This is a genomic window from Rhodococcus sp. AG1013 (genome assembly GCF_003350365.1).
GTDB lineage: Bacteria > Actinomycetota > Actinomycetes > Mycobacteriales > Mycobacteriaceae > Prescottella.
Genome location: NZ_QQAT01000019.1, coordinates 95,805 through 117,796, shown reverse-complemented (window position 1 = coordinate 117,796; position 21,992 = coordinate 95,805). Strand labels below are relative to the sequence as shown.

General features: G+C 68.8%; 19 protein-coding genes. 12 read left to right on the top strand and 7 right to left on the bottom strand.

All coding sequences use genetic code 11. The features are described 5' to 3' along the window. Positions 1-9: 9 nt before the first annotated feature. A complete protein-coding gene (locus tag DEU38_RS21080) occupies positions 10-414 on the bottom strand; it encodes a DUF4259 domain-containing protein (RefSeq protein ID WP_114723355.1) in 405 nt (134 codons plus the stop codon). A 289-nt stretch (positions 415-703) separates the two neighbouring features. Here DEU38_RS21080 and helR point away from each other — a divergent pair, with 289 nt between their 5' ends. Further along, positions 704-2,935 (top strand): RNA polymerase recycling motor ATPase HelR, encoded by a 2,232-nt coding sequence (gene helR / locus DEU38_RS21075; RefSeq protein WP_181818875.1) that lies wholly within the window; start codon positions 704-706, stop codon positions 2,933-2,935. Between the two features lie 19 nt (positions 2,936-2,954). Here the strand turns inward: helR and DEU38_RS21070 are convergent, their stop codons facing one another. Beyond that, entirely contained in the window at positions 2,955-3,239 is a 285-nt protein-coding gene (locus DEU38_RS21070) for a hypothetical protein (RefSeq protein WP_114723354.1), read from the bottom strand. A 24-nt stretch (positions 3,240-3,263) separates the two neighbouring features. Beyond that, complete coding sequence (locus tag DEU38_RS21065) at positions 3,264-3,677, bottom strand: ankyrin repeat domain-containing protein (protein WP_114723353.1); 414 nt, start codon at positions 3,675-3,677, stop codon at positions 3,264-3,266. A gap of 176 nt (positions 3,678-3,853) precedes the next feature. Here DEU38_RS21065 and DEU38_RS21060 point away from each other — a divergent pair, with 176 nt between their 5' ends. The 4 genes from DEU38_RS21060 (at position 3,854) to DEU38_RS21050 (ending at position 8,809) form a co-directional block, all read left to right on the top strand. Then, positions 3,854-6,250 carry a glycoside hydrolase family 5 protein gene (locus DEU38_RS21060; RefSeq protein ID WP_147283556.1) on the top strand — a complete coding sequence of 799 codons (2,397 nt, stop codon included), beginning with the start codon at positions 3,854-3,856 and terminating at the stop codon, positions 6,248-6,250. A 307-nt stretch (positions 6,251-6,557) separates the two neighbouring features. Next, complete coding sequence (locus DEU38_RS21055; RefSeq protein ID WP_114723351.1) at positions 6,558-6,863, top strand: hypothetical protein; 306 nt, start codon at positions 6,558-6,560, stop codon at positions 6,861-6,863. A gap of 57 nt (positions 6,864-6,920) precedes the next feature. Beyond that, positions 6,921-7,097 (top strand): hypothetical protein, encoded by a 177-nt coding sequence (locus tag DEU38_RS28625; protein WP_174913240.1) that lies wholly within the window; start codon positions 6,921-6,923, stop codon positions 7,095-7,097. Positions 7,098-7,402: 305 nt separating this feature from the next. Continuing rightward, entirely contained in the window at positions 7,403-8,809 is a 1,407-nt protein-coding gene (locus DEU38_RS21050) for a wax ester/triacylglycerol synthase family O-acyltransferase (RefSeq protein WP_114723350.1), read from the top strand. Between the two features lie 19 nt (positions 8,810-8,828). Here the strand turns inward: DEU38_RS21050 and DEU38_RS21045 are convergent, their stop codons facing one another. After that, the gene (locus DEU38_RS21045) at positions 8,829-9,068 is read right to left on the bottom strand and encodes a hypothetical protein (RefSeq protein ID WP_254622649.1); all 240 of its coding nucleotides are present in this window, start codon (positions 9,066-9,068) and stop codon (positions 8,829-8,831) included. A 20-nt stretch (positions 9,069-9,088) separates the two neighbouring features. Next, positions 9,089-9,793, bottom strand: a complete 705-nt coding sequence (locus tag DEU38_RS21040) for an HNH endonuclease family protein (RefSeq protein ID WP_114723371.1) — start codon at positions 9,791-9,793, stop codon at positions 9,089-9,091. A 314-nt stretch (positions 9,794-10,107) separates the two neighbouring features. Here DEU38_RS21040 and DEU38_RS21035 point away from each other — a divergent pair, with 314 nt between their 5' ends. Then, on the top strand, positions 10,108-11,052 hold the full coding sequence (locus DEU38_RS21035; RefSeq protein ID WP_114723349.1) for an aldo/keto reductase: 945 nt from the start codon (positions 10,108-10,110) through the stop codon (positions 11,050-11,052). A 74-nt stretch (positions 11,053-11,126) separates the two neighbouring features. Here the strand turns inward: DEU38_RS21035 and DEU38_RS21030 are convergent, their stop codons facing one another. Next, the gene (locus tag DEU38_RS21030; RefSeq protein ID WP_114723348.1) at positions 11,127-12,143 is read right to left on the bottom strand and encodes a beta-ketoacyl-ACP synthase III; all 1,017 of its coding nucleotides are present in this window, start codon (positions 12,141-12,143) and stop codon (positions 11,127-11,129) included. Between the two features lie 414 nt (positions 12,144-12,557). Here DEU38_RS21030 and DEU38_RS21025 point away from each other — a divergent pair, with 414 nt between their 5' ends. From DEU38_RS21025 to DEU38_RS21000, 6 genes are all read left to right on the top strand, one after another. Then, on the top strand, positions 12,558-13,688 hold the full coding sequence (locus DEU38_RS21025; protein ID WP_114723347.1) for a DUF4185 domain-containing protein: 1,131 nt from the start codon (positions 12,558-12,560) through the stop codon (positions 13,686-13,688). 74 nt (positions 13,689-13,762) lie between these two features. Further along, positions 13,763-14,197 carry a nuclear transport factor 2 family protein gene (locus DEU38_RS21020; RefSeq protein WP_114723346.1) on the top strand — a complete coding sequence of 145 codons (435 nt, stop codon included), beginning with the start codon at positions 13,763-13,765 and terminating at the stop codon, positions 14,195-14,197. Positions 14,198-14,330: 133 nt separating this feature from the next. After that, the gene (locus DEU38_RS21015; protein ID WP_114723345.1) at positions 14,331-14,936 is read left to right on the top strand and encodes a bifunctional 2-polyprenyl-6-hydroxyphenol methylase/3-demethylubiquinol 3-O-methyltransferase UbiG; all 606 of its coding nucleotides are present in this window, start codon (positions 14,331-14,333) and stop codon (positions 14,934-14,936) included. Between the two features lie 107 nt (positions 14,937-15,043). Then, the gene (locus tag DEU38_RS21010) at positions 15,044-16,879 is read left to right on the top strand and encodes an acyl-CoA dehydrogenase (protein WP_114723344.1); all 1,836 of its coding nucleotides are present in this window, start codon (positions 15,044-15,046) and stop codon (positions 16,877-16,879) included. A gap of 159 nt (positions 16,880-17,038) precedes the next feature. Next, positions 17,039-17,755 (top strand): hypothetical protein, encoded by a 717-nt coding sequence (locus tag DEU38_RS21005; RefSeq protein WP_114723343.1) that lies wholly within the window; start codon positions 17,039-17,041, stop codon positions 17,753-17,755. A 2-nt stretch (positions 17,756-17,757) separates the two neighbouring features. Further along, complete coding sequence (locus DEU38_RS21000) at positions 17,758-19,650, top strand: YhgE/Pip domain-containing protein (RefSeq protein WP_114723342.1); 1,893 nt, start codon at positions 17,758-17,760, stop codon at positions 19,648-19,650. A gap of 76 nt (positions 19,651-19,726) precedes the next feature. On the opposite strand, the gene DEU38_RS20995 is transcribed toward DEU38_RS21000, so the two are convergent. Beyond that, complete coding sequence (locus DEU38_RS20995; protein WP_114723341.1) at positions 19,727-21,790, bottom strand: VanW family protein; 2,064 nt, start codon at positions 21,788-21,790, stop codon at positions 19,727-19,729. Positions 21,791-21,992 lie beyond the last annotated feature (202 nt).

Sequence of the window (21,992 nt, the reverse complement as noted above, 5' to 3'; positions counted from 1 at the left end):
GATCCGCGCTCAGTTCAACGCCCGGAGGCTCTCCAATCTGCTCAGGATCGGCGCCCGCCACTCCTCGAGATCCTCCGGGCCGTTCTCGGCCCACAACTCGTGGAGCTCCGAGGTGTCGCTGTCGGCGATGGCGCGTCCGAGCGTCGTGAGGATCCACGCGCGCTGCTCCGTCGTCAGGGACCCGGCGTACGCGGCGGCGTCGATCCCCTCGAGCTGCGAGGGCGCCGACCGCAGTCCGTGGGCCACCGCGACGACCTCTGCGAGCGCGATTGCCGCCTGCGCGTCGTCCGCCTCGAGGTACTCGTCGTCGACGTGCCGGCAGTAGTCGTCGATGTCGAACTCGCCTGCCCGAATCGCCGCGAGCAGGTCGCCCGCTCCGTCGTTCTCGAACGGTCCCGAACCCCACGTCCCCACGTTCGCTCCTCCTGTTCCGCGGGCTGCTCAGCCCGTCGTGCCGACCCTACGGTCGACCACCGACAGTCCACGACCGGCGGCATCCAACGCCGAGTAGCCCATCGCGGCGAGCCCGATGGGTCGGCGTGACGGTGGAGGAAGTGAAGTTCGGAGGCCGGAAAGGGGGATGCCCGCTCCTTTCCACTTTCAACTTATAGCGCACAGGGGGCCTTGCGGCAAGGCCCCGGTCATGCCGCAGAATCGCTGGCCGAGGTCTGGAACTGAGGGAAACGGAAGCACCGGGATGCACATGTCGAATCAGGGGTACGACGACGAACTGCAGCACGAGCAGAGCTACGTGACCGGGCTCTACGCACGGCTCGACGCCGAACGCGCGCGGGTGAAGGGCAGGTACGGCGCGGCGTTGCGGGGACACGACGGGACACTCGTGGATCGGGAGGCCGAGGTGCGCGCGCTGGCCACCGAGGTGAAGCGGCTGGACGTGGCCGACAACGGGTTGTGTTTCGGCCGACTGGACTCCGTGTCCGGAGATCGTTCGTACATCGGCCGCATCGGCCTGTTCGACGAGACGAACGAGTTCGAACCGCTGTTGCTCGACTGGCGGGCACCGGCAGCCCGCGCGTTCTACGTCGCCACCGCCGCGAGCCCGGAGAACATGCGTCGGCGTCGCCAGTTCCACACGCGGGGGCGTCGAGTGGTCAGCTTCACCGACGAGGTCCTCGGCCGCCCCGACGGTGACGAGCGGGCCGACGGCGCGGCACGGGGAGACTCCGCCCTGCTCGCGGCGGTCAACGCACCGCGCGGTGACGGGATGCGCGACATCGTGGCGACGATCCAGGCCGAGCAGGACCGGATCATCCGGCTCGACCACCCCGGCGTGCTGGTGATCGAGGGCGGCCCGGGCACCGGGAAGACCGTGGTGGCGCTGCACCGCGTCGCGTACCTGCTCTACTCGCAGCGAGAGCGGATCGAACGCCACGGCGTGCTCGTGGTCGGACCCAACCCGGCGTTCCTGACCCACATCGGCCGCGTTCTGCCGTCGCTGGGCGAGTCCGACGTGGTCTTCATGACCACGGGCGATTTCGTGCCCGGTCTGCGCGTGACCGCCGAGGACGGACCGGAGGCCACGCGACTCAAGGGCTCGCTGAAGATCCTGGACGTGCTCGCGGCCGCGGTAGCCGACCGGCAGCGACTGCCCGAGGATCCCCTGCCGATCGAACTGTCCGACGTCACAGTGCGGATCGACGCCGAGACCGCACAGTGGGCCAGGGAGGAGGCGCGCGCGAGCGGGCGTCCGCACAACGAGGCCCGCGCGGTGTTCGCCGACGTCGTGACCTACGTACTGACCGAACGCGCGATTGCGCGGATCGGCCGGGGCTGGCTGACCCGGAAGGACGAGCAGGCGTGGGAGGAGTTGCGGGCCGACCTGGTCGCCGAGCTCGCCGACCATGATGCGTTCGCCGCCGCGCTCGACGAACTCTGGCCGAGCCTGACGCCGGAAACACTACTGGCACAGCTGTACACGTCCCCCGAACGGCTGCACGCGGCCGGCGCCGACCCGGCGCTGGGACGCGCCGACGGCGACGCCTGGACGGTGTCGGACGTGCCGCTGCTCGACGAACTCGTCGACCTGCTCGGCCCGGACCCGTCGGCCCAGCAGGCCGCCGACCGGGAGCGGAGGGCCGCAGCCGCGGCCGAGGCGTCGTATGCGGCCGGCGTGCTCGACCTCATGGTCGGTCGTGAGGACCACATGGACGACGACGACCATTTGTTCGCAACGGATTTGCTCTATGCCGAGGACCTGGCAGACCGGTTCGTCGAGCACGACACTCGGGAACTCGTCGAACGTGCTGCCGCGGACCGGGACTGGACCTACCGGCACGTCGTGGTCGACGAGGCCCAGGAACTGTCCGAAATGGACTGGCGGGTGCTGATGCGGCGCTGCCCGAGCCGATCCTTCACCGTGGTGGGCGATCTCGCCCAGCGCCGGTCGGCGGCCGGAGCGACCTCGTGGGCCACGATGCTGGATCCGTACGTGCCCGACCGCTGGGTCTACCGGTCACTGTCGGTGAACTACCGCACCCCGGCGGAGATCATGACCGTCGCCGCCGCGCTGCTCGCCGAGTTCGCGCCCGGAGTCCAGCCGCCGGAGTCGGTCCGTGCGTGCGGGGTCCGACCGTGGTCCAGACGGATCACCGAGGGCGAACTGACCGCTGCCATCCAGGAATTCGCGGGGGACGAAGCCGGACGCCAGGGGACCAGCGTCGTGATCGGGCCGCCGGGGGTGCCGGGCACGGTGGCGGCGTCGGAGACGAAGGGCCTGGAATTCGACGCCGTCCTGGTGGTGGAGCCGGAACGGATCCTCGCCGACGGCCCCCGCGGCGCGGCCGAGCTCTACGTCGCCCTCACCCGCGCCACCCAACGCCTCGGCGTGCTGCACCAGGGCCCATTGCCGCAGACCCTGACCGGACTCGTCGAGACCGGGACACCTGCCCGGGCCGGGAATCGACCGTCGGCGTAGCGACCGGCGTCGGGCGGATTCACACCACCGGACCCTGCCACAGACGCACCGCGCCCGATCCGTCCGGCGTGCGCAGCTGCGTTCGGTCTCGCAGACTGACCGCCGCGAAGTCGAGGGCATCGGACACCGCCGAAACACCGCGCCCTTCGAATTCTGCCGAGAACAGCGACCGACCGAACGTCGCGTCGAATACCTCCAGCCCTCCGGGCGACGAGACGAGCCAGCCGGCCGGATGCGCGCTGACCGTGCTCCGCGCCGGCATCGTCAGCTCCGCGCCCACCTGCGTGAGGAATGCGTTCGACATGGTGCGCAGCCTACAAACACCCGGTCAGGCGTCCGACTCCCACAGGTCTGCGAACGCGGCCTTCTTCTCTCGATTTCCGATCAGGCGCACGTAACCCGAGGGCGTGGAGCCGTTGCGCTTCGCCGCATGGGCATTCGCACCGCGATCCCGCAGAAGGCGAATCAGGTCGGAAGCGTTCTCGGCGGGAGACGAGGCCGCGACGAACAGAGGGGTCGCTCCGTCGGCCGCCGCGGCCTCGATGTCGGCACCGGCATCCAGGAGAAGCAGCGCAGTCGTCGACCGGCCGTCCTGAACCGCGAAGTGCAGCGGCGTAAAGCCCTGGTAGTCCGGGACGTTCACGTCCTCGCCGGAACCGAGCAGCGATCGCACCGCGTCGTCGTTGCCGTCGAGTGCCGCGTAGTGCAGCGGTACGCGTCCTCCGCGGTCACGCTCTGTCACTGTTCCTCTCCCGTCCCTCGTCAACGCGAATCGATGCCCCAGTCTCGCGCGCAACCGCACCGCTCCACGGCCGGCCGTTCCGCGCCCACGACTTGGACATTTGACCAATTTCGGGAGTGCGCGGGCGCGGCGGCATCTAGGCTTGCCCGTCGTCCCCTCAGCGAACGGAAGTACCGGTGTCCCCTCAGCGCCTTGCCTGGCTTGCCACTCTCACCTTGGGCCTGCTGGTCGTCGTCCAGGCCGCCGCGGATCCGAGCGGGCTGCTGAGCCTGGTCGGCTGGACCGGAGCCGACCTGTGGCCGATCCGTGCCCCGTGGCAGATCGCACCGTTCGTCGTCTATCTGCCGGTGCTGCTCGGTGTCACGTGGTGGGCGGTGCGCTCGACCGCCGGGTCGCGCTGGCTGTTCACTGCCGCCGCGTCGAGTGTCGTGCTCGCGGTGATGTTGGCGAAGTTCGCCATGTCGTCGGTGGCGGTGCACGACATCGGGACCGCCGCGTGGGGCGCGGGATTTGCCGCGGCCAAGGCGCTTCCGGCAGCACTGATCGTCGCCGGCGTCGTCGCGGTGGCCGGACGCAACCGCGCTGTCCCCGAGGTCCCCGCCGACGCGCCCCCTGTCCGGGTCGGGGCGCTCGTCTTCGGGGCCGCGGCACCCGTGCTGGCCGGGCAGTGGTGGGCGGGAGCGCCCTACGACCGGTGGATGCCGGCACCGAATCCGATGAACGGGCTGATCGCAACCGTCGGAGGTGTCGCCGTTCTCGTGCTCGGCACGATTGCCTGCCATCGGGTGCTCGGCCGCCGGATATCCGGCGGCCCCGCCGCAACCTTCCTCGCCGGGTGGTTCGCGGCGATGGGCGCGGGCATCCTGCTGGCACTCACCGCGACGATCGTCGGGCTGTTCTCCGATGACGGATTCGCCGGCGACCTCTGGCCGTTGATGTCCGGATACATCCGGTTCGCCGACGGCGTCTCCTACGGCGCCTGCACCGGTTGGATCGTCGGACTCGCCGCGCTCTGGGCGTACCGCCGTCGGGAGCAGCCGGCACCGGTCCCCCACACCGCAGCGTTGATCGGCGCAGTGGCGCTGCTCGCCGTCGCGATCGCCGTGCCGCTCCTCGCCCGGCCCGACGCCGCACCGACCGCCACTGCCTCGCCCGCGGCGGCCGACGCCGCCGACACCGGGGCCCTTCTCCCCCTGCGTGTCTCGGGCGAGGTTATCGCCGACTCCGCCGGCCGTGAGGTGCTGCTCCGCGGAGTCAACGTCAACCAGCTCGTCGACTTCTACGCGCCCCGGCCCGAGGTCCCGTCGACCCTGCCGCTGACCGACGAAGACTTCGCCGGGATCGCCGACCACGGGTTCAACGTGGTCCGCCTGGCACTGTCCTGGTCGGCGCTCGAGCCCGAGCCCGGACGCTACGACGAGGCCTACCTCGACCGGATCGAGCTGGCCGTCGCCCAGGCCAAGGCGCACGGCCTGTACACCGTGCTCGACATGCACCAGGACGGCTGGTCGAACGCCCCGTCCCCCGACGACGTCGACTGCCGACCCGGCACCTCGCCCATGTGGGGCTACGACGGCGCGCCCGAGTGGGCGACGATCACCGACGGCGCGCCGCGTTGCCAGTTCACCGGCCGCGACATCTCGCCCGCCGGCGGCCGCGCCTTCAACAACTTCTACTACGACACCGACGACGTGCAGGAGCACCTGGTCCAGGCCTGGGCGATGCTCGCGGGCAAGTTCAAGGACGAACCGGCCGTCGCCGGGTACGACCTGCTGAACGAGCCGAACTTCGGCGAGTCCGCGCCGCTGACCTCGTCGCTGCTGCTGGGCCGCTTCTACGACCGGACCATCGACGCCATCCGGGCAGCCGGCGCCGAGCAGATCGTCTACTTCGAGCCGAGCATCCTGTGGTCGGGCCTGGGCTTCGACAGCGGCCCGCCGGCCGGCTTCACCGACGATCGCAACATCGTCTTCTCCCCGCACCTGTACGCGGAGTCGATCACCATGGACGCCTCGCTGGGCCTGCCGACGATCGTCAGCATCGAACGGGGCTTCACCCTCGCCGAGCGGGTGGCAGACAAGTACGGGGTCCCGGTCTGGACCGGCGAGTACGGCTACTGGGGCGACGGCCTCGTCGACAACGCCACCCGCTTCGCGAAGGAACAGGACGCGCACGCCCAGGGCGGTGCGTACTGGGTGTGGAAGCAGTCGTGCGGGGACCCGCAGAACGGCATCCAGGAACTGGGCGACGGACTCATGCCGGTCCTGTGCAGCACCGGGGCCGACGCGCCGCGGAATACCGCGCTGCTGGACCAGCTCACCCGCGCCTACCCGCGATTCGCGCCCGGGCGGATCACCCATCTCGCGGCGGACGGGAATCGGTTGGAGCTGACCGGCCGCGCCGGTGACGGCAGCTGCCGGCTCGAGGTCTGGTTCCCCCACGCGGTCGGCACCGGAGCCTCGGTCGTCGACACATTCGGGATCGACGACATCACGATGACGCCGCTCGGCCGGGGCACGCTGCTGACCGGATGCGCCACCGGCGACTACGAGGTCCATACGGACGGTGCCTGAGGCACTGCCGAACTCGGCTACGGGGCCCGGCGCCCGCCGACCCTCAACGCCGCGGTTCGACGTTCGGCACCTTGACCGATGCAGTGTCGCTGCGCCGCACCGTAGTGCGGTCGGCGCCATATGATGCGAGGGCCCGGCCGCGCGCCTGCGCGGCCGAAGCATGTCGACGCACCCCTGTCCTGGCCCGGATCCACTACCGGACCCGGGGACCACGAGGGCAACGAACCCTCGGATCTGCTGGACAGTCTCCGCCGAGCACCTCACCTGGTGTGCGGCGCCGCGTCGTCTCGAGCCGCAAAGGAGTCACATGAACAACGAACTCGCGGATCCGGCAACCGCCGCGATCGCCAAGGGTGACGTCGTGTTCATCGGAAGTTCGGCCGCGCTCGAGGATGCGCGAACGCTGGCAGGCGCTCTCGGCCACCGCCGCGCCGACACCGTGGACAGCAGCATCGACTGCGCCGTGGTCGACGACGACGTCCTCGACGGCATCTGCACGGCGACGCAGGCGGCACTGCTCGTGCAGGTCCGAGCACTGGACGTGCCGGTCCTCACCGTTCACGATGCGCGCACCCGCTTCCGGATCGCAGCCGGGGTCCTGTCGCCGACGTGAGCTGACTCTCAGCCCAACCTTCGTCTTTTCACAGACTCCGGTGCTACAAAAATAAACATGTTGTGGCTGTGGGTCGTACTGGGCGCGTGGATCGTGCTCGCTTGCGGGGCGGCCGTCCTGATCGGACGGTCGATCCGTCGTGCCGACCGCGAGGAGCTCGGGTCGACCCTCGACTGGAATCCTGCCGACCTCGTGTCCGAGGACATCGAACGTCCTCGCGATTCACGGCACTGACCCTCTCCCCTGTCGCCGGATCACCCGGCATGTTCGGTGTCATCCCCACGCGATCTCGCCCGTGCCGAGAGTCGCGGTCGGGCACAGGAATCCGGCTAGGACGACGTCTACCGACGCGGGATCCGGGATCAATCGGACGATTCGACTCCGACACCGGACAATAGCCCAAAAACACGCATTCACCTGGACATTCGCACAGGTAGCGCAGTCTTCGACGATCCCGTACAACTGACGACAGACTCGTGATCTGCAGCACACCGTGCCCGGGGTTTCGCGGGCAGACCACCTACCGAAGGGTGCCCTGGATGCCGCTCCCCATGCCACCGGCCGACTCCGTCTTCCTGCTCGGTGAATCGCGGGAGCATCCCATGCACGTCGGCGGACTGGTCCTGCTGCAGCCACCCGACGGCGCCGAGTCCCACGACGTCCGGGCGATGCTCGACGCCGCCGTCGCCCGGAACGAGGTCACCCCGCTGCTGAGCCAGCGCGCCAGACGCTCCGTTTCGTCACTGGGACAGTGGAGTTGGGAGACCGACACGCAGTTCGACATCGGGCACCACATCCGGCACGACGCGTTGGCGCGGCCCGGCGGGATGCGCGAACTGTCGGCGCTGGTGGCACGGCTGCACGGAACACTGCTGGACCGCAACCGGCCGCTGTGGGAGATGCACCTGATCGAGGGCCTCGCCGACGGCCGCTACGCCGTCTACACCAAGATCCACCACAGTGTCACAGATGGTGTGGGCGCGATGCGGTTGCTGCGCCGCTCGCTCAGCATCGACGCCGACAAGCGCGGCATGCCCGCCCCGTGGGAGCCCCGCATCCGGAGCGAACGTCCCACCCGCGACACCGGACTCGTCGATGTCCCCCTCGCCGCCGTCCGCGCCGCCGTGGACGTCATCGGGGAGGCCACCGGTCTGGTCCCCGCACTGACCGGGACGGTGCTCCGCGCGCTGCGGCAGCAGGGCGGGCCGGTTTCGTTCGCCGCGCCGCACTCCGCCCTCAACGTGCCGATTACCGGCGCCCGCCAATTCGCTGCGCGCAGTTGGTCACTCGACCGCCTGCGTCTGGTCGCGAAGTACGCCGATGCCACGATCAACGACGTGGTGCTGGCCATGTGCTCCGGCGCCCTCCGCAGCCACCTGACGGAGCGGGGCATGCTCCCCGACGCTTCGCTGGTCGCGATGGTTCCGGTCTCGCTGCGGGACTCGCGGGAAAGGCCGGAGTCGATTGTCGATCCGAACGACAAGAGCGGCAACGAGATCGGCACCCTCATGTGCAACCTGGGCACCGATCTCGCGGATGCCGGCGACCGGTTGGCGCGGGTGCACCGATCCATGACGGAGGGCAAGGCCTCGCTGCGTGGGATGAGCACCGCACAGATCGTCGCGATGAGCGCGCTCGGCTCGGCACCGCTGGCACTGGACATGCTGTTGGGCCACCACGGTCCCGTCCGACCGCCCTACAACATCGTCATCTCCAACGTGCCCGGCCCCAACGCGCCGCTGTACTGGAACGGTGCCCGCCTCGACGCGCTGTACCCGCTGTCGATCCCGCTCGACGGCCAGGCACTCAACATCACCTGCACCAGCACCGAGGAGTCGATCGCCTTCGGCCTCACCGGGTGCCGCCGCGCGGTGCCGCGTCTCGAGCCGATCCTCGAACACCTCGACCACGAGCTGGCCGCCCTCGAGATCGCCGTCGGCATCTGACGCCCGCGGCGCCGGTGCGTCACGCTTCGAACGGAATCACATTGCCGGCGGCGTCGCGCGCCCCGACACCGGCTTCGATCGCGGTCGCGAGATCGGTGACCGACTCCCACCTGGCCGGCGGTTCGCCGTCGAGGTTGCCGATCGTGAACCACGCTTCGGTGTCGCGGTAGCGGACGAGCCCCCGCCCCAGGGCGTCGACCATGACATCGAGGGCACCGGACACCGTCCCTTCCTCCTCGGTCATGACGGCGGCGCTCACGGGGATCTCGACGATGTCGTTTATACGGACCCTCCTTGACGGACACAATCATCAACGGCGGTGCGCAGGGCGGCCTGCTCGGCGGTGTCGACGGCCAGCCCGTACTTTACCTTGATCTGCAGGTATCGATCGACGTACGCGCACCGGAACTTCCCGGGCGGCAAGTAGTTCGCCGCGTCCTGATCACCCTTCGACCTGTTGGCCGACGGATCGGATGCCGCAAGATTGATCGCGTCGTTGGCGATGCGGCGACGGGTGTCTTCGTCCCGCGTCGCGGCGCCCGACCGCCACGCTTCCGCCAACGCGACGATGTGTTCCGCATCGACGGCCGAGGACTCGGTCATCCACTTGTACGGCTTGAGTTCGCCGGTCTTGCGATCGAGAAATCCGTACTCGTCCCGCCACCCGCCGTCGGAACCGACCGACAGCTCACAGGTCTTCGGATCGAGCCGCACCGACCCCTCCGCGTCGCGCAACATCATCACGTCCCGGGTCGTGCACCGGCTGTACTGCGCGTACTCGGGACCGAACCCGTGTTCAGGCTGGTTCACGTCCCAGTGCGGGAACTGCTCGCGGCTGTACCCGGCCATCGGCAACTCGGGTGCGACCGTCACCTGTGCGAGCAGTTCGGCGAGTTCTCCGACGGCGACCGTGTCCTTCGCCGGACCCGACTCCGGGCCGTCGACCTTCAACCACTCGTCGACCAGCACGTAGCCGACCGCCATGATCACGGCGAAACAAACTGACGCAGCGACGGTGAGCGCTCGGCGCACGGAGCGGGAGGCGCGAGACAACTTCACTCGGCCGCCCCCGCGAGTGCGGACATACAGGACTTGTCGATTCTCACTGCACTCACGGGCGACCCGGATCCTCTTCTCTCGTACATATGTTCGCAGGGAAGATCCTAGACGGCCCGAAAAATCGGCTTGTCACCTGTTACCACACACCGGAATTCGCCCTCGCGTGCTTCCGTGAACTGGGCGTATTGTCCGAACCGGGCCGCTCACCGCCCCGCCCGAGTGCCAGTGTCAGGAGTTCGATGTCCACAAACATGCAGTACGTGAACCTCCCCGGAACCGACCTCGCCGTCTCGACGGTGTCGTTGGGCTGCAACAACTTCGGATCGCGTATCGATGCGTCGCAATCCCACGCCGTCGTCGACGCCGCATTCGAGCAGGGCATCACGTTCTTCGACACCGCCGACATCTACTCCACCGGCGAATCCGAGAAGATCCTCGGCGCAGCGCTGGCGGGCCGTCGGGACCGAGCCGTCATCGCTACCAAGTTCGGCGGACCGATGAGCGACGAGGACCGCGGCTCCTCCCCCGCGTACGTCCGACGCGCCTGCGATGCGAGCCTGCGCCGACTCGGGGTCGACCACATCGACCTCTACTACCAGCACATGCCCGACCCGACCGTGCCGATCGAGGACACCCTCGGTGCGCTCGACGAGTTGGTCCGGGCCGGCAAGGTCCGCCACGTCGCGTGCTCCAACAACTCCGCACAGCAGATCGCCGACGCGGTGGGGACCTCCCGCGAACGCGGCCTCACCCGCTTCGTCGCCGCCCAGATCGAGTGGAACCTTCTCGAGCGCAAGGTCGAGAACGACGTCGTGCCGGCCTGCGAGGAACTCGACCTCGCCGTGATCCCGTACTACCCGCTGGCCGCCGGACTGCTCACCGGCAAGTACCGCCGGAACACGGAGTTCCCGGCCGGCTCACGCTTCGACAAGTCGGAGTACTTCGCGGCCACCGCGACCGATACGGCGCTGACACGGGTCGAGGAACTCCTCACGCTGGCGAGCAAGCTCGACCGTCAGCTGTCCGAGCTCGCGGTCGCGTGGCTGGACGCCAAGCCCCAGGTCGCGTCGGTGCTGATCGGCTCCTCCACCCCCGCCCAGGTCGCCCGCAACACCTCGCACCTGCGTCGTCCGCTCGACGAGGACGAACTGGCACTGATCGACGGGTTCCTCGCGCAGCGCTGACTCGGACCGCGCCCGAAAACGCGGTGGGCCCGCTCGATTCGATCGAGCGGGCCCACCGTGACAGTTGTGGAGCGTCAGTCCTGCGCGAGCGGCGGCAGGGTAACGACCTGACCCGCGTACGACAGACCGGCACCGAAGCCGACCAGCAGCGCCAGCTCGCCCGGCTTCGCCTTGCCCGTACGGATCACTTCCTCCATCGCCAGCGGAATCGACGCCGCGGACGTGTTGCCGGTGTCGGCGATGTCGTCGGACACCGGCACCGACTCGGGCAGCTTGATGCTGCGCGCGATGACCTCGTTGATGCGACCGTTCGCCTGGTGCGGGATGAACGCGCCCAGATCCTCCATCGCGACCCCGGCCCGCTCGAGTGCCTGCGTGGCGACCTTGCCCATCTCGAAGGCGGCCCAGCGGAACACCGCGGTGCCCTCCATCTTGATCCACGGACGCTGCGACGGATCGTTGGCGAACGAGAGCCAGTCCGGCTCCTGGCGGATGGCCTGCGACTGCGAGCCGTCGGAGCCCCACACCACGGGACCGATGCCTGCGACGTCGCTCGGACCCACGACGACCGCGCCCGCACCGTCACCGAAGATGAAACGCACCGAACGATCGGTGGGCTCGGTGCTGTCGGACATCCGCTCGACGCCGATGACGAGGACGTACTGTGCGGTGCCGATCCGGACCATGTCGGACGCGATGGACAGCGCGTAGCAGAAGCCCGCGCAGCCGGCGGTGACGTCGAACGCCGCGGCGCCCCCCGTCCCGAGGACGTCGGCGACGATCGCGGCGCACTGCGGCGTCTGAGACGGGTAGGTCGAGGTGGCGACGACGACGGCGCCGATCTGCTCGCCGGTGAGGCCGGCGGCTTCGAGAGCCTTGCGACCGGACGAGATCGCCATCGCGAGCACGCTCTCCTCGTCGTTCGCGAATCGTCGGTTCTTGATCCCGGAACGCGACTGGATCCACTCGTCGGTGGAGTCGATCAGTTCGCAGATCTCTTCGTTGCTCACGACCCGCTGCGGGCGGTAGACACCCAAACCGAGGATGGCGGACTGCCGGACCTCGGTGGAGTTCGAGATCTGCGCACCCATGTTTGGTCTCCTCTACTGCGTATTCTCGCGACGCAGAACGCCACGCGACGACGCCCACGCGGCACCGTCTCCCACGACACGGTACTTCGCCCCACCCGCAGGTTGTGTTACTCGGGTCCCTGTATTCGCGCGTCGGCCGTCGGTCGCCGGCCTGCGGCGTCTTCCGTCCACCGGATCCCAGGGGCGGGCGAGGCCCGGGGAGCCGCACCCGCACACCGCGCCGGACAATCCTGAGATACCCGACGGGATCTCCGATTCGGACAATTTCGATACCGCTATCGAAGCATTTACACCGATGCCGAATTCCCCATTCTTCGAATAGCCTTTCCTGCTACCGTATTACGCGCTCACCGGAGCATCCAGGCAGTCGAGATCGCGGCCATACCGCCTGGCAGGGGTCCATTTCCGCCAAAGATGGGAACATCCGTGAGACGAAGCCGATTCCGATCCGTCATCGTGTGCGCGATCTGCGCGACCGCATCGTTCGTCGCATTCTCCGGCCCCGCCGCGGCCGATCCCAATACGGTGAATCCCATTCCGGTGCTGAACGGAACGACCGGGGTGCCGATACTCCACGGGCGCAGCCAGGCCGTGGCGCAGGCCACCGGGCTGCTCAGCGCCAACCGCACCCAGGACTACAACGTGCTCGGCACGGACCTCGGCATCATGTGGGACAACGGGGACGGCCAGGTGCTGACCGCGTTCGGCGACACGGCCGGGCTCGGTATCCCGAATCTCCTCGCGGGCAGCCTGTGGTCCTGGCGCAGCAACATCCTCGTCCGCAGCTCCGACCGCGATCTCGCCGACGGAATGACCTTCGACAGCTCGCCGCGCGACATCCTCGGCCAGTCCAAGGAGCTGGTGCCGAGCCCGAAGATCCCGTTCGTCGAGATCAGCCGCATCCCGACCGCCGGGGTCGCGGCCGACGGGGTCCAGTACATGAGCCTCATGTCGGTGAAGGAGTGGGACGAGCCGGGCAAGTGGAAGACCAACTACTCCGAACTCGCTTTCTCCACCGACAACGGCGAGAACTGGGTGGAGGCGCCCGAGACCCGCCGACCGCCCGTGGGCGGAAACGCCAACTTCCAGATGGGCGCATTCGTCGAGGACGGCGGCTTCGTCTACCAGTACGGCACGCCCGCCGGCCGCGGCGGTCTGGTCTACCTCGCCCGAGTCCCCGAGAAGCAGATCCGCGACCTAGGCGCCTACGAGTACTGGGACGGCGGCAAGTGGGTGGCGAAGAACCCCGACGTGGCCGCACCCATCGTCTTCGGCGGCGTCGGCGAGATATCGGTGCAGTACAACGCGTTCCTCGGGCAGTACCTGCTGCTCACCACCGACAACCGGAACTCCGTCGTGATGCGCCGCGCACCGGCGCCCACCGGACCGTGGGGGCCCGCCGAGGTCCTCGTGGACGGCAACGAACTGGGATCGATGTACGGGGCGTACATCCACCCGTGGTCGTCCGGGCCGGACCTCTACTTCCTCACCACCGTGCACTCCAACTACAACGTCCTGCTCATGCACACGACACTGCAGAAGTGAGCCGAACGTCCCGTCACTGCTACCGTCCCAAGCAAACACTTGGTATCGACCGTGTCAGTGAGCGAGGAGACGACGTGGAGCAGCAGACGAGCACCGATCCCCGCGGTGAGATCCAGGATCTCCTGGCCCGCATCGCGCAACTCGCCGACGACGGCACCGTCGAGGACTACCTCGACAGCTTCACCGCCGACGCCGTCTGGGAGTCGCAGCCCAACCCGGTGACGGGCATGGTCGCGCAACTCCGCGAGGGCGTCGCGTCGATCGAGGAGGGTGTGCGCGAACGGCGGGCCGGCGGCGTCCAGGGGCCGGGCACGTCGAGTCGGCACGTGATCACGACCGTCTCGGTGTCGCTGGACTCGGACGTCGAGGCGTCGTCGACGGCGTACTGGCTGTTCTTCCGCGACACCACGAGCGAGCCGCGACTCGCGGGTGTCGGGCGATACGACGACACGCACCGGTTCGAGGACGGCCGCTGGAAGCTGGCCCACCGGCGCATCACCGTCGGCTGACGCCCCGCGCTTTGCGCACTTGTCGTTGATTTCGAGGCCCCCGCGAGATCGATAAGTGCGCAAATCGCGAACGGGGGATGAACGATCGCGAGGACACCGAGAGGCCACCCCGCCGGGCGATACCGTCATCCCCATGAATGCACAGGACTGGGACGAACGCTATTCACAGGCCGACATGGTGTGGGGCACGCCGCCGAATCCGGTGGTGGTCGAGTTCGTGACATCGCTGCCCGCCGGTCGGGCCCTGGACCTCGCGTGCGGCGAGGGCCGGCACGCGCTGTGGCTCGCGACGCGGGGCTGGGAGACCACCGGCGTCGACTATTCGAAGGTCGCGATCGAGAAGGCCCGGGAGATCGCGAAGCAGTCACCGCGCTCGGTGCAGCAGCGCCTGCATTACGTCTGCGGCGACATCACGACAGCGGATGTGTCGGACTATGACCTGGTCCTCATGATCTTCGTCCACCTCGAACCGACACAGCGGCGCGCGCTTGTGAGTCGCGTCATCGAATCGCTGAAACCTGACGGAACCCTCATGATTCTCGGCCACGACGCAATCAACCTCACGCAGGGCGTCGGCGGCCCGCCCGATCCCGAAATCCTTTACACCCCTGAAGATCTGAAGCATGATCTGGAAGGACGCCTCGACGTCACGGTGGCCGAACGGCGCTATCGCGACGTCGAGGGCGGGACGGCGATCGACGCGCTCCTCGTCGCCCGCAAGCCCACTCTTGGCAGCTAACTTAATCGCGGGTAACATCGGCTAAGTTACCGACGAGTAGCTACTTGGGCGGTACTCACGGAACGCAAGACCGCACCAACGCAGTGCCACTTCAGGGAGAGCAAAACATGGGCCACTACAAGAGCAACGTCCGCGACCTCGAGTTCAACCTGTTCGAGGTACTTGGTCTGGACAAGCCGCTGAGTGAGGGCGTGTGGGGGGATCTCGACGCCGACACCGTCAAGGAGATGCTGTCCGAGGTCGCGCGCCTCGCGGAGGGCCCGCTCGCCGAGGCCTTCGCCGACACCGACCGCAATCCGCCGGTATTCGACCCCGAGAAGCACGAGGCGACCCTGCCGGAGTCCTTCAAGAAGTCGTTCAAGGCGATGTGGGACGCCGAGTGGTACCGCATGGGCCTGAGCGAGGAGATCGGCGGCGTTCCGGTTCCGCGCACGGTGGTGTGGGCCATCGCCGAGATGCTGCTGGGCGCACAGCCCGCCGCGTTCATGTACCAGGCCGGCCCGTCGTTCGCGGACGTGCTCTTCCACAACGGCACGGACGAGCAGAAGCAGTGGGCGGCAACCTGTGTCGAGCGCGGCTGGGGTGCCACCATGGTGCTGACCGAGCCGGACGCCGGGTCTGATGTGGGCGCCGGACGCACCAAGGCCATCAAGCAGGACGACGGCTCCTGGCACATCGAGGGCGTCAAGCGCTTCATCACGTCCGCCACCTCGGACGACCTGTTCGAGAACATCTTCCACCTGGTGCTCGCGCGCCCCGAGGGCGCCGGACCGGGCACCAAGGGCCTGAGCCTGTTCTTCGTCCCGAAGTTCCACTTCGACTTCGAGAAGAACGAGCTCGGCGACCGCAACGGTGTCTTCGTCACCAACGTCGAGCACAAGATGGGCCTCAAGGCGTCCACGACGTGTGAGCTCACGTTCGGCGGCCACGACGTTCCCGCGCAGGGCTGGCTCGTCGGCGAGGTCCACAACGGCATCGCCCAGATGTTCGACGTCATCGAGCACGCTCGAATGATGGTGGGCACCAAGGCCATCTCCACCCTGTCCACCGGCTACCTCAACGCGCGTGACTACGCCAAGGAGCGCGTCCAGGGCTCCGACCTGACGCAGATGACGGACAAGACCGCCCCCCGCGTCACCATCACGCACCACCCGGACGTGCGCCGCAGCCTCGCGATGCAGAAGGCTTACGCCGAGGGCCTACGCGCGGTGTACCTCTACACCGCCGCGCACCAGGACGACGCGGTCGCCGCGCTGGTCTCCGGCGCCGACAAGGAGACCGCGTTCCGCGTCAACGATCTGCTGCTGCCGATCGTCAAGGGCGTCGGTTCCGAGCGGGCCTACCAGTACCTGACCGAGAGCCTGCAGACCCTCGGCGGCTCCGGCTTCCTGCAGGACTACCCGATCGAGCAGTACATCCGCGACTCGAAGATCGACTCGCTGTACGAGGGCACCACCGCCATCCAGGCGCAGGACTTCTTCTTCCGCAAGATCGCGCGTGACCGCGGCGTCGCCCTGGCCCACATCGCCGGCGAGATCAAGAAGTTCATCGACAGCGAGGCGGGCAACGGCCGGCTCAAGGCCGAGCGGGCGCTGCTCTCGACCGCCCTCGAGGACGTGCAGGGCATGGCCGCGGTCCTCACCGGGCACCTCATGGGCGCCCAGGAGCAGCCCACCGAGCTGTACAAGGTGGGTCTCGGCTCGGTGCGGTTCCTGATGGCGGTCGGCGACCTGCTGGTCGGCTGGCAGTTGCTGCGTCAGTCCGAGATCGCGATCAAGGCACTCGACGAGGGCGCCTCCGACAAGGACAAGCCGTTCTACGAGGGCAAGGTCGCGACCGCGTCGTTCTTCGCGAAGAACGTGCTGCCCGAGCTGACCGCGACGCGAAACATCCTGTCGCACCTCGACAACGACATCATGGAACTGGACGAGGCCGCGTTCTGATTCCCTGATCTGATGTCCTGATCGACGAAGGAACCCCCGCACACCACGTGTGCGGGGGTTCTTTCGTCAGTGCCCAGGCGCGGGCGGCGCAGGTGTGTTTGGCTGTTGATGTTGATGCCCTGCCACCGAACCCGAGGTTGGTGACCAGCAGTGACCAGCATGGACGACCCGTACTCGCCGCCCGCTCCGCCACCGGCAGTGCTCGCCGAGGGACTGACCCGCCACGGCGCCCTGGGGCCCGTCTTCGGTCCCGTGGACCTGAGGATTCCGTTCGGGGGGCTGGCAGTGATCCAGGGTTTCGCGGGGTCGGGCCGCACGTCCCTGCTGCTCACCCTCGGCGGGCGGATGAAACCGTCGGCCGGGCGCCTCACCGTGCTCGGGCGCACCCGGCCGGCCGCGATCCGGGCGGTGTCCGCGATCGCCGGATTCGCCGGCATCGACACCATCTCCGAATCGGTGACCGTGCGCGATCTGATCACCGAGCAGATCCGCTGGGACGCAACGTGGTACCGGCTGATCCGCCGGGCGGGCCGGCGCGAGCTCGAGCAGGTGTGCGCACCGGTGTTCGGGGATCGGCCGCTGCCGCGGCTCACCGACTACGTCAGTGATCTCGACGAACTGGACGCGATGCTGTTGCGGATCGCCGTCGCCGACACCCAGGTTCCCCCGGTGCTGCTGATCGACGATCTCGAACAGGTGCGGGACGAGACCGAACGCGCCGTGCTGGTCGACCGGCTCGCGGCCCTGGGCGCCCGGCAGACGGTGATCGCGTCCGCGGTCAATCCCCTGCCACCCGGCTCGCCCGCCCACGAGTTCCACCCGCTGGCCGACACGGCCGCGACCGGGAACGGCTCGATCCCCGGAAGCGAGGAATAGCCATGCTGGCAGGGATGTCGCTCGGTACCGAACTCAAGCGGTTCTCGCGCGGGCTGATGCCGCGGGTCGCCCTCGTGACGATCGTGCTGATGCCGCTGCTGTACGGCGCGCTGTACCTGTGGGCGTTCTGGGATCCGTTCAGCGAGACGGGCAAGATTCCGGTGGCGCTGGTCAACAGCGATCACGGCACCGTCGTGGACGGCAAACCCCTCAACGCCGGAGACCAGGTGGCGCAGGGGCTGATGGACTCCGGCGACCTCGACTTCCACGAGGTGAGCGCGTACGAGGCATCCACCGGCGTCGAGGACGGGCGCTACTACTTCTCGGTGACGCTGCCCGGCGACTTCAGCCGATCCGTGGCGTCCCCCACCGGACCCGATCCGCAGAAGGCCCGGCTGATCTTCACCTACAACGACGCCAACAACTACCTCGGCACGGTCATCGGGCAGAACGCCGCCCAACAGATCCTGAACGTCGTGGGCGCGCAGATCGGTGAACAGTCCGTGGATCAGGCACTCGTCGGCCTCGGCGCGGCGGGCGACGGACTCCGCCAGGCCGCGGACGGTGCCGGGCAGTTGGCGGCCGGTGCGCAGGCGGCTGACGGTGGCGCGCAGCAACTCGCGGTCGGCTCCCGCACGCTGGCCGACGGTCTCACCACCGCTCACTCCGGGGCGACGGCCCTCGCCGACGGCACGGCGCAGCTCTCGGCGGGCATCGACACCGCGTCCGGCGGCGCGACCGCACTGTCCGGGGGACTGGACCAGTTGTCGGGCGCCACAGCCCAACTCGGGAACGGCGCCGGACAGCTCAGCGCCGGTGTGACGCAACTGGTCGCCCAGGTGACCGGCACTCTCGGACCTGCGCTGGACCCGGCCCTGCGCGGGCAGCTCGCGCAGCTCGAGGACGGGGCACAGCAGCTCGCGTTCCAGCTCGGCGACCCGTCGAGCCCCTACCGGTCGGGGATGTCCCAGGCCGTCGGCGGCGCCGGCCAGCTGCGGGACGGCCTGACGCAGCTGCAGTCCGGCGGGCAACAGGCGGCGTCGGGCGCCCGCACCCTCGACGACGGTCTTGCCCAGTTGTCCGGCGGCGGCGAGACTCTCGCGCAGGGTGCCGGGCAGCTCGCCGCCGGTACGACTCAGCTGAAGGACGGATCGGGCGAACTCGCGTCCCAGCTGAAACAGGGCAGCGAGCAGGTCCCCGCCTGGGATCCACAGCAGCGCAGCGCCGTCGCGCAGACCCTGTCGGCCCCGGTGGCGCTGGACCAGCACCACGAGAACCGGGCCAAGACCTTCGGCACCGGGTTCGCGCCGTTCTTCCTGCCGCTGGCGTTGTTCGTGGGCGGCATCATCACGTGGATGCTGTTGCGGCCGGTACAGACTCGCCCGATCTCGACCGGGCTCGGCGCGATGCGGGTGGTGCTGGCGTCGTACTGGCCGGCCGCGCTGATCGCGATCGCACAGGTGCTGGTGATGTACGTCGTGGTGCACTTCGGTGTAGGACTGGTGCCGGTCTACGTGTTCGGCACCATCGCGTTCCTGGGACTGGTCGGCCTCACCTACATGGCGCTGATCCAGGCGTTCAACGCGATCTTCGGCCCCGCCGTCGGACGCGTCGTCACCCTGGCGTTCCTGATGCTGCAACTGGTGTCGTCGGGCGGCATCTACCCCGTGGAAACCACCGCGAAACCGTTCCAGGTCCTGCACCCGTTCGACCCGATGACATACGCCGTCAACGGGTTACGACAGCTCACCGTCGGCGGCATCGACTCCCGGCTGTGGGTGTCGATCGCGGTGCTCCTCGGGCTGCTGTTGGCATCGCTGGTCGCCAGTGCGCTGTCGGTGCGGCGCGACCGTGCCTGGACGCTGATGCGGCTGCACCCGCCGATCGAGGTGTGAGACACCCTCATGAGCTGAAGGGACCGTTCACACGCCGACAGCGTACGAACGGTCCCTTCAGCTACGGACTCGGGGGCTACCCGCCGGGGGTGGGCGCCGGCGGCGCGCCTTCCTCCGAGGGCTTCGGCGCCGGCTCGTTCGACACGCACTTCACGATCGGGACCGGGTCGTACTTGACCGTCCGGGTGCTGCGCGAGATCTCCGCACCGGTCTTGGCATCGGTGATGATCCGGGTGTCGCTCGTGGTGAATCCCGGGGCGCCGCCGGACGGCACGCAGTGCGGGCCGGCTGGGAGGCTGATCGTGTTCGGCGACGTCTGATTCGTCCGTCCGCCGGTCACGGATTCGACGTCGACCGTCTTGGTGCCCCAGATGCGCACCGTGATGTTCGAGTTGGTCCCGATGGTCTGGATCATCACGCCCGTCTTGTACGGGTTGCGGAACTTGAGGTCGATCGCGCCCTCGAACACCGTCGCCTCGCGCGCCGCCGGGTAGCGGGAGATGTAGTAGCTGTGCTCGGTGTGTTCGACGTCCTCCATGCCCGCGAAGTACGTGGCGTTGTAGAGGGTGGTCGCGAGCTGACTGATGCCGCCACCGACCGCTTTGTCCGGGCGGCCGTTGTTGATGATGCCCGAGTCGACATAGCCCTGCGCCGCACCGCGGGGACCGGTCTGGGCGTCGAACGAGAAGGTTTCTCCCGGCTTGACGAGCGCGCCGTTGATCTGGCTGGCCGCGAGCCGGATGTTGACACCGGACGCGTATTCGAACCCGCCGGTGGTGTACTCGCCGATCACCTCGCGGATGCCGAGCGCATTCGCGCCCTCGGTGGTCAGAGCCGGCTCGACGGGCTCGTAGATCGCGGGAGTGGTTCGCTCACCGGGTGCGGTGAGCAGCGCCGGCAGCGGTTCGAGGGTCTTGGGCCACTGCACCATGTCGCCGGTCACCGACGGGATCACCTGCGGCGAGCCGCTCGCGAGACTGATCTGCGCGTCCTTGGGCTTGACGTCGGTGCTCGCGAGCTGCGGCGCGAGGATTCCGGTGGCCGCCTCGACGTTGTACTGCGGGGACAGACCACCACCGCCGTCCGGAACGAAAGTGAGAACCTTGCCGACCTGGTCCCGTGGCAGCGTCGCGACCGCGCCGTCACGCCCGGTGACCACGACGTTCGCCGCGGCCGCGGGCGCCGCGACGTCGCGCAGCGCGGCGTCGACGCCGGCCTGCGTCACCGTCACGTCCACGACGTCGACCGGCAGGTCGACGGTGGTGCCGAAGGCCCAGTCCTCGACGAACGTGTCGGCGGCGTCGTCCGTCCGCAGGCTCTGCCCCGGCAACGGTGCGACCGGGACCGGGGTCGCGCCCTCGAACACGACGTTGCCCTCTCGGGGCGCCCGATCCGCTTCCTTCTGCACGCCGGCGATCGCGCCGTCGAGCGCGTTCTCGTCGACCGTCGAGACGAGCCCGACCTCACGGTTGGTGAACAGGGACGCGACGCGGGTGAACGGGTTGACCGGCTGGTCCCCGACACGGTCGAGGGTGGCGGCCCAGTCCACGCCGATACCGGCCTGCGCCGGCACGATCGTGCTCTCCGTGGTCCCGGCGAGCACCGGCACCGGGCTGTCCACTCGCGGGCCGAGTTCGGCGCGCAGCGTCGCCTCGGCCGACGACATGCTCTCGCCGCCGATCTCCACGCCGGCGACGGTGACGCCGCGCGGCACCCGGTCGGCGGAGACCACAAAGTCCACGGCATACGCGATGGCCGCCACTGCCACGACGCCGCCGGCGACCGCGGCATACTTCACCCAGCGCGGCCGCCCCTGCGACTCCGACTCGGGCGTGGTCTCCGACTCCGAAGTAGGCTCGGGAGCGGGCGCGGGCGCGGGCTCCGGCGTCGGCTCGGGATCGGCAGGGGTGACGGCGAAGACCTCGGTGGGGGCCTCGGACGAGACATCCGGTGCGGGCTCGAGAGAGGCGTCCGGTGTCGACTCGGACGGCACATCCGGCGTGGGTTCCGACGAGTCGTCCGGTGTCGGATCATCGGATTCCGACGGCACCGCCGGCATGATCTCGGTGGGATTCTCGTCCGGCTCCGGACCGTCCATGTGGTTTTCGGAACCGTTGTTGCCGTCGCGCTCGTCACTCATCAATGGGCCCTCCTGCCGAATCGACACCGTGCCGGGCCGTCGCGTTGCGTGTTTCTACCCGTGCAGCCTAGTCCTCGGGACTCCGGGCAACCGCTCGGGAATCCCGGTCAGCAGCCGCTGCTCGCATCATTCCATCCGCCCGAAGGGGCGGAGAGCGTAGAGCGGCCCCGTGTGATTGCCAGGTCGGGGGTCAGGCAATAAC

Coding starts and splice junctions, on each gene's coding strand:
- DEU38_RS21025 (WP_114723347.1), top strand. CDS start 12,558: ATGGGAACATCCGTGAGACGAAGCCGATTCCGATCCGTCATCGTGTGC.
- helR (WP_181818875.1), top strand. CDS start 704: ATGTCGAATCAGGGGTACGACGACGAACTGCAGCACGAGCAGAGCTAC.
- DEU38_RS21005 (WP_114723343.1), top strand. CDS start 17,039: ATGGACGACCCGTACTCGCCGCCCGCTCCGCCACCGGCAGTGCTCGCC.
- DEU38_RS21070 (WP_114723354.1), bottom strand. CDS start 3,239: ATGTCGAACGCATTCCTCACGCAGGTGGGCGCGGAGCTGACGATGCCG.
- DEU38_RS21015 (WP_114723345.1), top strand. CDS start 14,331: ATGAATGCACAGGACTGGGACGAACGCTATTCACAGGCCGACATGGTG.
- DEU38_RS21000 (WP_114723342.1), top strand. CDS start 17,758: ATGCTGGCAGGGATGTCGCTCGGTACCGAACTCAAGCGGTTCTCGCGC.
- DEU38_RS21050 (WP_114723350.1), top strand. CDS start 7,403: ATGCCGCTCCCCATGCCACCGGCCGACTCCGTCTTCCTGCTCGGTGAA.
- DEU38_RS20995 (WP_114723341.1), bottom strand. CDS start 21,790: ATGAGTGACGAGCGCGACGGCAACAACGGTTCCGAAAACCACATGGAC.
- DEU38_RS28625 (WP_174913240.1), top strand. CDS start 6,921: ATGTTGTGGCTGTGGGTCGTACTGGGCGCGTGGATCGTGCTCGCTTGC.
- DEU38_RS21040 (WP_114723371.1), bottom strand. CDS start 9,793: ATGGCGGTCGGCTACGTGCTGGTCGACGAGTGGTTGAAGGTCGACGGC.
- DEU38_RS21030 (WP_114723348.1), bottom strand. CDS start 12,143: ATGGGTGCGCAGATCTCGAACTCCACCGAGGTCCGGCAGTCCGCCATC.
- DEU38_RS21035 (WP_114723349.1), top strand. CDS start 10,108: ATGTCCACAAACATGCAGTACGTGAACCTCCCCGGAACCGACCTCGCC.
- DEU38_RS21010 (WP_114723344.1), top strand. CDS start 15,044: ATGGGCCACTACAAGAGCAACGTCCGCGACCTCGAGTTCAACCTGTTC.
- DEU38_RS21055 (WP_114723351.1), top strand. CDS start 6,558: ATGAACAACGAACTCGCGGATCCGGCAACCGCCGCGATCGCCAAGGGT.